Origin of the sequence: Pseudomonas sp. Ant30-3 (assembly GCF_000690905.1) — a bacterium.
Classification (GTDB): Bacteria; Pseudomonadota; Gammaproteobacteria; order Pseudomonadales; family Pseudomonadaceae; genus Aquipseudomonas.
Map to the genome: position 1 here is coordinate 22,707 of NZ_JMCL01000062.1, position 7,411 is coordinate 30,117.

General features: G+C 62.5%; 8 protein-coding genes and 1 riboswitch. Of the genes, 2 read left to right on the forward strand and 6 right to left on the reverse strand.

Features of this window, described 5'->3' with window-relative positions:
* Positions 1-53 precede the first annotated feature (53 nt).
* The 4 genes from DU29_RS0116425 to DU29_RS0116440 all read right to left on the reverse strand — a co-directional run bounded on the left by DU29_RS0116425 (position 54) and on the right by DU29_RS0116440 (position 3,814).
* On the reverse strand, positions 54-842 hold the full coding sequence (locus DU29_RS0116425; RefSeq protein ID WP_028622649.1) for an ABC transporter ATP-binding protein: 789 nt from the start codon (positions 840-842) through the stop codon (positions 54-56).
* Positions 839-1,843 (reverse strand): FecCD family ABC transporter permease, encoded by a 1,005-nt coding sequence (locus DU29_RS0116430; RefSeq protein ID WP_028622650.1) that lies wholly within the window; start codon positions 1,841-1,843, stop codon positions 839-841. Before DU29_RS0116430 ends, DU29_RS0116425 begins: the two co-directional genes overlap by 4 nt.
* 8 nt (positions 1,844-1,851) lie before the next feature.
* Positions 1,852-2,868, reverse strand: coding sequence for an ABC transporter substrate-binding protein (locus tag DU29_RS0116435; RefSeq protein ID WP_028622651.1), 1,017 nt, complete (start codon positions 2,866-2,868; stop codon positions 1,852-1,854).
* A gap of 121 nt (positions 2,869-2,989) precedes the next feature.
* Positions 2,990-3,185: riboswitch (cobalamin riboswitch) on the reverse strand.
* A 62-nt stretch (positions 3,186-3,247) separates the two neighbouring features.
* Positions 3,248-3,814 carry a chorismate mutase gene (locus DU29_RS0116440; RefSeq protein ID WP_028622652.1) on the reverse strand — a complete coding sequence of 189 codons (567 nt, stop codon included), beginning with the start codon at positions 3,812-3,814 and terminating at the stop codon, positions 3,248-3,250.
* A gap of 157 nt (positions 3,815-3,971) precedes the next feature.
* Between DU29_RS0116440 and DU29_RS0116450 the strand changes: the two genes are divergently transcribed.
* Positions 3,972-4,982, forward strand: coding sequence for a GlxA family transcriptional regulator (locus tag DU29_RS0116450; protein WP_028622653.1), 1,011 nt, complete (start codon positions 3,972-3,974; stop codon positions 4,980-4,982).
* 39 nt (positions 4,983-5,021) lie between these two features.
* Here the strand turns inward: DU29_RS0116450 and DU29_RS0116455 are convergent, their stop codons facing one another.
* Positions 5,022-6,731 (reverse strand): amidase, encoded by a 1,710-nt coding sequence (locus DU29_RS0116455; RefSeq protein WP_028622654.1) that lies wholly within the window; start codon positions 6,729-6,731, stop codon positions 5,022-5,024.
* A gap of 228 nt (positions 6,732-6,959) precedes the next feature.
* Between DU29_RS0116455 and DU29_RS0116460 the strand changes: the two genes are divergently transcribed.
* Positions 6,960-7,184, forward strand: coding sequence for a DUF2188 domain-containing protein (locus DU29_RS0116460; protein WP_028622655.1), 225 nt, complete (start codon positions 6,960-6,962; stop codon positions 7,182-7,184).
* 12 nt (positions 7,185-7,196) lie between these two features.
* Here DU29_RS0116460 and DU29_RS1000000133320 read toward each other — a convergent pair.
* Positions 7,197-7,411 (reverse strand): hypothetical protein (locus tag DU29_RS1000000133320; RefSeq protein WP_236645617.1); only part of this gene is annotated, 215 nt, incomplete at its 5' end.

The following is a 7,411-nucleotide window of genomic DNA, read 5'->3' on the forward strand; positions in this document are numbered from 1 at the left end:
TGTCTGCCCTTTCCCGTGAGGGGGAGGGCAGCGCTATTTGCTTCACACCGGCTTCAAGCCGGCCTGATCCGCAGAATCTGCGCGCCGTCGAACGGGTCGACCAGGTAGTGCGCCTGCACGCCAAATGTCTCGCGCAAACGGTGGGGCGTCAGCACTTCCAGTGGTTTGCCCAGCGCCACTAGACGCCCGCGTTCGAGCACCGCCAGACGGTCGCAACTCAACGCCTGATTCAGGTCATGCAAGGCGATCAGCGTGGTCACTGGCAACGATTGCACGACTTGCATAATCGCCAGTTGATGCTGGATATCCAGGTGATTGGTCGGCTCGTCAAGCAGCAGAATCTGTGGACGCTGGGCCAGTGCGCGGGCGATGTGCACGCGTTGGCGTTCGCCGCCGGACAGACTGTGCCAGCTGCGTCTTTCAAGATGCGCCGCATCGACATCGCGCAACGCCTGCTGGACGATGGCGTCATCCTCACTCGACCATGGGCGCAAGGCCGACAGCCAGGGCGTGCGGCCGAGGGCGACGGCGTCAAATACGCTGATGGTGTCCAGCGTATCGGCCTGTTGCTCGACCACGGCGAGGGTCTGCGCAATCGCACGTCGCGCCACCGATTTGAGTGTTTTGCCATTGAGGTAGACGGCGCCCCGGCCGGGGATGCGCAAACCGGCCAACAGTTTCAGCAGGGTGGATTTGCCCGAGCCATTGGGCCCGACAATGCCCAGGGTTTCGCCGCGTCGCACCTCCAGATTGACGTTGTGCAAAAGCTCGACGTCGCGAACATGAAACCCCAGGCCTTCACATCGCAACACGGCGTCGCCAACAGACTGCACGGCATTCATCGCGCATTCCTTCGGCCGATCAGAATCAGCGCGAACACCGGCGCGCCGACCAGCGCGGTGATGACGCCCACCGGGATCACCTGGCCTTTGATCAGCGTGCGCGAGAGGATGTCGGCGGCAATCAGGAACACCGCGCCCCCCAGCGCACTGGCCGGCAACAGGCGGGCATGTTGGGTGCCCAACAACAGCCGCGCAGCGTGGGGGATGACCAGCCCGACGAAGCCGATCGAGCCGACAATCGAGACCATCACCGCCGTCACCAGCGCCGCGCAACTGATCAGCAGAAATTGCACGGGACGCACCGCGATGCCTAGCGAGGCGGCCGAGTCGGCACCAAACGTGAAGGCGTCGAGTGCGCGCCGATGCCACAGGCAAACAAGCAAACCGACCAACGCCACTGGAACCGCCAGCCACACTGACGGCCAGCGCACCCCGCTGAGATTGCCCAAGAGCCAGAACATGATGCCGCGCGCCTGTTCGGCGCTGGCCGACTTGGTGATCAGAAACGCGGTCAGCGCATTAAACAACTGCGAGCCGGCGATCCCCGCCAGAATAATCTGCCCGGTTCGCCCCGGCGCACCGCTGGCCCGCGCCAGCAACACCACCACCGCGAAGGCTGCCACCGCGCCGGCAAACGCGCCGACTGACAGCGAAATCAGCCCCGCACCCAAGCCCAGCAGCGTCACCAGCACGGCGCCGGTCGAGGCACCGGCGGAAATGCCCAGCAGATAAGGATCGGCCAACGGGTTGCGCAACAGCGATTGCAGAATCACCCCGCACGTCGCCAGCCCGGCACCACAGGCCGCGGCTACCAGGGCGCGGGTCAGGCGGTAATTCCAGACGATGCCTTCATCGATCGGGTCGAGCACATGACCGGCGGCCCACAGTTTGTTCGCGAGCACCTGAAACACCACGCCCGGCTCAATGGCCGTTTCACCGATGGTCACGCCGGCAATCACTGCCGCCAGTAAGGTCACCAGCGCGAGGACTGTACGCATCAGCATCGCCGTCATTGCCCCAGGTCGTAGCCGTGGATGGCCGTCGCCAGGGTTTCCAGACCCTCGAACATGCGCACACTGGCCTGCATGGCCATCGCATCGAGAATGATGATGCGGTTGTGTTTCACCGCGTCCATGTTGCGGGTGACCGGGTCGCTGCGCAGGAATTCGAGTTTTTTCAGGTGGTCGTCAGCCGGGAAGCGGCGGCGGTCCATGCGCGCGATCACCAGAAAGGTCGGGTTGGCCTTGGCGATGGTTTCCCAGCCCACGGTCGGCCATTCTTCGTCGGATTCCACCACGTTGCGCACGCCCAGGGTGTTGAGCATGAAATCGGGAATGCCTTTGTGTCCGGCAACGTAAGGGTCGATGTCGAGGCTGGCGCTGGAGAACCAGAACAGTGCGCTGGTGTGGCGCAAATCCTTGTTCTGCGCGGCCGTCGCCACCGACTTCGCCAGGCTGGCCTTGAGCGTTGCTATCAGTTGTTGGCCGCGCGCCTGCACGTTGAAAATCTGCGCCAGTTGGCTGATGCTTTTGTACAGGCTGTCAACGCGAAAGGCTTCGAGCCGCGTGCCGTCGGCGCCGACCAGGTTGTCCTTGGCTTCGCAATCGGAGGGCATCAGGTAGGTCGCGATGTTCATCTCATGAAACTGCTCGCGGGTGCCGACCGCGCCTTGCGGCCCGACCATCCATTCCAGCTCGACGGCGACCAGTTGCGGACGCTTGCCGATCACCGCTTCAAAACTCGGTTCGTTGTCGGCCAGACGCTCGATGCGGTCATTGACGGGCTGGTATTGCGCCAACACATTGTTGAACCACAACGAAGTGCCGACCACCTTGTCGCTCAGGCCCATGGCGTAGAGCATCTCGGTGCCGGCCTGGCCAATGGTCACCGCGCGGCTCGGCGCCTGGGCAAACGTCAGCGTGCTGCCGCAGTTTTCCACCGTCAGGGGATAGTGAGTCGGTGCCGCATGGGCGAGGGTGGAAAAACCCAAGGCAGTGACGAGGGTGGCAAGGCGCGACAGCCGCATGACGCAATCTCCGGTTGACCGTACATAAAAGCAGGGTACGGACTGGAAACACATCGTTGATCGCTGCCGTTGTAACTCGGGAACCGGGCGCAAGGATGTCCTTCCCGGACACCCCGCCGGTTAGTGATTTGCTTGGCCGGCAGGTCTCCTGACTGATGCGTCGTCGCCTGGCTCCAGCCTTCCCGGGAATCATCCCAGTGGCAGTTGAGGAGCAGGCTCGGCATCTACAGTTGCGGGGGCAGTTCCGTTTGATGCCATGCAAGGCACCTCGGATTCCCTATTAATCCCATTTGGAAACCGGCGGCGGGCATGGTAGTCGATCAGGCGTCGTAGCGGTCCGGATTTTTTTCAGCGGGTGCGATGTCGAGGAGGCCTGGCGTCAGCGGCCGACGGCACACAGTTCACCGGACGCGCGGATCAGCGCCTGACCGTGCAGTTGATCCTTGATCAACGTTGCGCGGGTCTTGCCCAGCCAGTGCGGGCAATCCGGGTCGGTGCGATACCGCGAAAAAGCCGCATATTGCTGCAACAGACGCTGCTGCAACTGATCCAGTTGCGGGCGAATCTGCTTCTCCAGATCTAGTCGAGGGGTAGGGGGCGCCTTGCCCGCTGCCTGCCATTGCGCAAGTCGCCCGTATTGCACCACTTTGCTGGCCTCAATCTGCGCGGCGATCAGGTCGGCGAACTCGTCCGCGTTGACCTTGTTCTGCGTGGCCTGCCTCCGTGCATCGGCGATGACCAGCGCCTCCCGCGCGTTGTCCTGGATCGGCTTGCCGCTGTCCCACTTGGCCAACGCCGCCAGATCGCCGATGTTCAGGCGTTCGTACATGGTCGCCAGCAGCGGTTGCAGACTGTCGGGTGCCGGCGAAGGCGTGGCGGCGTGTACGGCGCCCGCGAACAGGGCGAGCAGGGCGGCGAGCAGCGGCAAACGGGAAGAGCGGCACATAAGCAAACCTCTTGGATCGCGCGGTCATGGTTATGTACCACAGGTGCGAGGGGGCATGTATCAGGATTGATATATTTGTCGAAGATCTACGGTTAGCATGGCGTTTTATCAGCGCACCTGACGCCAGGTTCATCAACGCAGCCGAGTGAGTCGCACCTTGACCGAAAGACGTCAATTCAGCGGTGGCATGAAGGGCAAAAACCTCCGCTATCTGAATGAGCCATCTCAGCCGGCTCGGATGACCCGCACCGGTTTCCTGCTGCTTGAGCATTTCTCCCTGCCCGCATTCACCCAAGCGCTGGACACGATCGTCACGGCCAATCTGCTGCGCCCGGGTTTGTTCTCATCGCGCACTTTCGGCCTGCATGACGGCGAGGTCATCAGCGACCTCGGTCTGGTGATCCGCCCCGACGGGCGCATCGATACATCGGCAATCCATGACCTCGATCTGTTGGTGATTTGCGGCGGCTACCGCACCGAACTGAACGCCGGCGACGAACTCAATCACCTGCTGCGACTGGCAGCGGATCACGGCGTTATCCTTGCCGGCCTGTGGAACGGTGCATGGTTTCTCGGCAGCGCGGGGGTGCTCGATGGCTACCGCTGTGCGATTCACCCCGAGCACCGTCCGGCACTGGCGGAAATTTCCAAAGCCACCCATGTCACCAGCGAACCTTATGTCATCGACCGGGACCGGCTTACCGCGTCCAGCCCTTCGGGGGCTTTTCACATGGCGCTGGACTGGATCAAGGGCTTGCACGACAAGGCGCTGGTCGAAGGCATCGAGGATATTCTGGCGTTCGAGGAATCGCGCTATCGGCGCATCAAGCCGACGGAAAATGTCTGCGTCAGTGCACCGCTGCGAGAAGTGGTGAAGCTGATGGACGCCAACCTTGAAGAACCGCTGGAACTGGAGCAGTTGGCGATTTACGCCGGTCGTTCACGCCGCCAGCTGGAGCGTTTGTTCAAGGAACAACTGGGTACCACGCCGCAACGCTATTACATGGAGCTGCGCATCACCGAGGCCCGGCGGTTACTGCAGCACACGGAACTGTCCCAGGTGGACGTGCTGGTGGCTTGTGGCTTTGTGTCGCCCAGCCACTTCAGCAAATGCTACAGCGCCTATTTCGGCTATCGGCCGTCCAAGGAAAAGCGTCTGGTCAAGTAGCCTTGGAGAGGCGGGACTGAATGCTCCAGTCCCGATTTTTCAGCGGGCAGACAGCGGCGGAGTGCGCGGCGGGATCAGGCGTTTTGACCCTGTCGATTCGAATGCCGAGGCGAAGCGCAACAGGTTGGAATCGTCGTAGGCGCGCCCGGCAAATGTCAGCCCGACCGGCATGCCGATATCTGCCATCACGCCCATCGGCACCGTCACCGTGGGCACGCCGAGATGACGGATGGCGAGGTTGCCGTTGGCCACCCAGACGCCGTTGCTCCAGGCAATATCGGCCGACGCTGGCTCGATATCGGCATTGGCCGGTGCGACGTCTGCGACGGTCGGGAACAGCACCGCATCCAGGCCCAGTTCATCCATCCAGTCCTCAAGGTCGATGCGCCGGGTTTGCTCGAGCCCGCGCAAGCCGTCCGCCACCGTGCTGATTTCATTCCACGGCGTGATGCCGCGTTCAGCCATGCGCACGTATTCGTCCATGCCGGCGACGAGATCGCCTTCACGGTTGGGCAGGGTGCCGGGGTCGTGCGGGAAAATCAGCGGGCCGTCGACATCCACAAGGCGGTTCAGCTGCGGATCGCCGTTGGCTTGCAGGAAATCATCGAAGGCCCAGGCGGTCAGGTCCCACAATTCGTGGTGGAGAAATTCCTTGGACACCAGGCCTCGCGTGAACACCGTCGGTGCGCCTGGACGATCGCCTTCGCAATTGGAGACCAGCGGGAAGTCGACGTCGATCACTTGCGCGCCGGCAGCTTCGAGCGCGTGTCGGGCCTCTTGCCAAAGGGCGATGACCGAAGGCCGCGTGTTGATCCGTTGGCCCGTTGGCCCGCCAATGCCGGGCGCCTGCGCGGTGCCTGCGTCGGGGTCGGCGTTGATGTACATGCGCGGTATGCCGAAGCGCTTGCCGGCCAGCGCAGCGCTATCAGCCGCCAATTGCGGATAAGCGGCCGGGCGCACCGAGGCAACGCTCGGAATCGGCACCCAGGGTTGCAAACGCCACAAATCGCCGCGGGTGTCGGGGTCTTCCGCGACCACCACATCGAGCACTTCCAGCAGATCCGCCATGGTTCTGGCGAACGGCACAACCACGTCCATCGTCGGCGTCAGCGGCCAGTTGCCGCGCACCGAGATCACCCCGCGTGACGGCGTGTAGGCGCACAGACCATTGTTCGACGCCGGCCCGCGACCGCTCGACCAGGTTTCTTCGGCGAGGCCGAAGGCGGCGAAACTGGCGGCCGTCGCCGTGCCTGCACCATTGGAGGAACCCGAGGCAAAAGGCGCGGTGAGGTAGTCGCCGTTATACGGGCTCTCCGCCCGGCCATAGACGCCGCGTTGCATGCCGCCGTTGGCCATCGGCGGCATGTTGGTTTTACCCAGGCAGATCGCCCCGGCGCCGCGCAGCCGTTCAATAGTGAATGCGTCGCGATGGGCCAGCAGATTGACGAAGGCCGGGCTGCCCGACGCAGCGGTCAGACCTTTCACCAGGTAGCTGTCCTTGGCGGTGTAAGGAATGCCATCGAGCGGGCCGAGTGTTTCGCCTTTGGCCCTGCGCGCGTCGGATGCGCGTGCCTCTTCCAGTGCTTGCGGGTTATGCACTACGACTGCGTTCAGCGCGGTCGAGGTGGTCGGCCCGTCGAAGGCTTCGATCCGCTCCAGATAGGCCTGAACCAGTTCGACCGCCGTGGTACGGCCGGATTCGAGCGCCGCACGCAGCTCGGCAATGGAAACTTCAGTCACTTCAATCATGCGCTGACCACCGTGGTTGTGCCGATGGCAGGGAATTCGCTGGTGTTGGAATAGGCGTTCATATCGGTTCTCGTTGCACTGAATACGCGACAGGGTGTGAGCTGTAGCCTGAGGTGGCCTATTTAACACCAAGCAGGGTCATCCCCCGACCACTTTTTAAACTCATGACGAGGGCAGCGGTCAACAGCACACCACATCGCTAATGCGCCACGGGCGCGAGGAGATCGGATGGACAACTATCACATCACCAAAACCGACACGGGCTGGTCATTGAAAAAGCAAGGCGCGGACCGTGCTTCGAAAACGGCTTCGACCAAGGCGGAAATCATCAAACTGGCGCGCGAATTTCTGGACGGCAAAACTGCGTCCCTGAAAATTCACCGCGAGGACGGCACCCTCGAAGAAGAACGCACCTTCCCGCGTTCTGCCGATCCGAGCAAAAGCAAAGGTTGATGGTGACTGCCGTCAGTGATAACCACGATTCTGTAGCAGCTGGCGCAGCCTGCGTCCGGCTGCGAAGCAGTCGTAAGTCCAGAGATCACGGTTGTCCTGATTCCCCGCGTTGACCGGTTTACGATTGCTTCGCAGCCGGACGCAGGCTGCGCCAGCTGCTACAAAGACCAGATCCGCTCCGGGTGCAATATAGACGAATCGGCGCTGTAGAAAGTTTGAGCGCACGC

Bases quoted from the DNA above. Each gene is read 5' to 3' on its own strand.
- DU29_RS0116455 (WP_028622654.1), bottom strand. From the start codon at position 6,731: ATGATTGAAGTGACTGAAGTTTCCATTGCCGAGCTGCGTGCGGCGCTC.
- DU29_RS0116425 (WP_028622649.1), bottom strand. From the start codon at position 842: ATGAATGCCGTGCAGTCTGTTGGCGACGCCGTGTTGCGATGTGAAGGC.
- DU29_RS0116435 (WP_028622651.1), bottom strand. From the start codon at position 2,868: ATGCGGCTGTCGCGCCTTGCCACCCTCGTCACTGCCTTGGGTTTTTCC.
- DU29_RS0116440 (WP_028622652.1), bottom strand. From the start codon at position 3,814: ATGTGCCGCTCTTCCCGTTTGCCGCTGCTCGCCGCCCTGCTCGCCCTG.
- DU29_RS0116460 (WP_028622655.1), top strand. From the start codon at position 6,960: ATGGACAACTATCACATCACCAAAACCGACACGGGCTGGTCATTGAAA.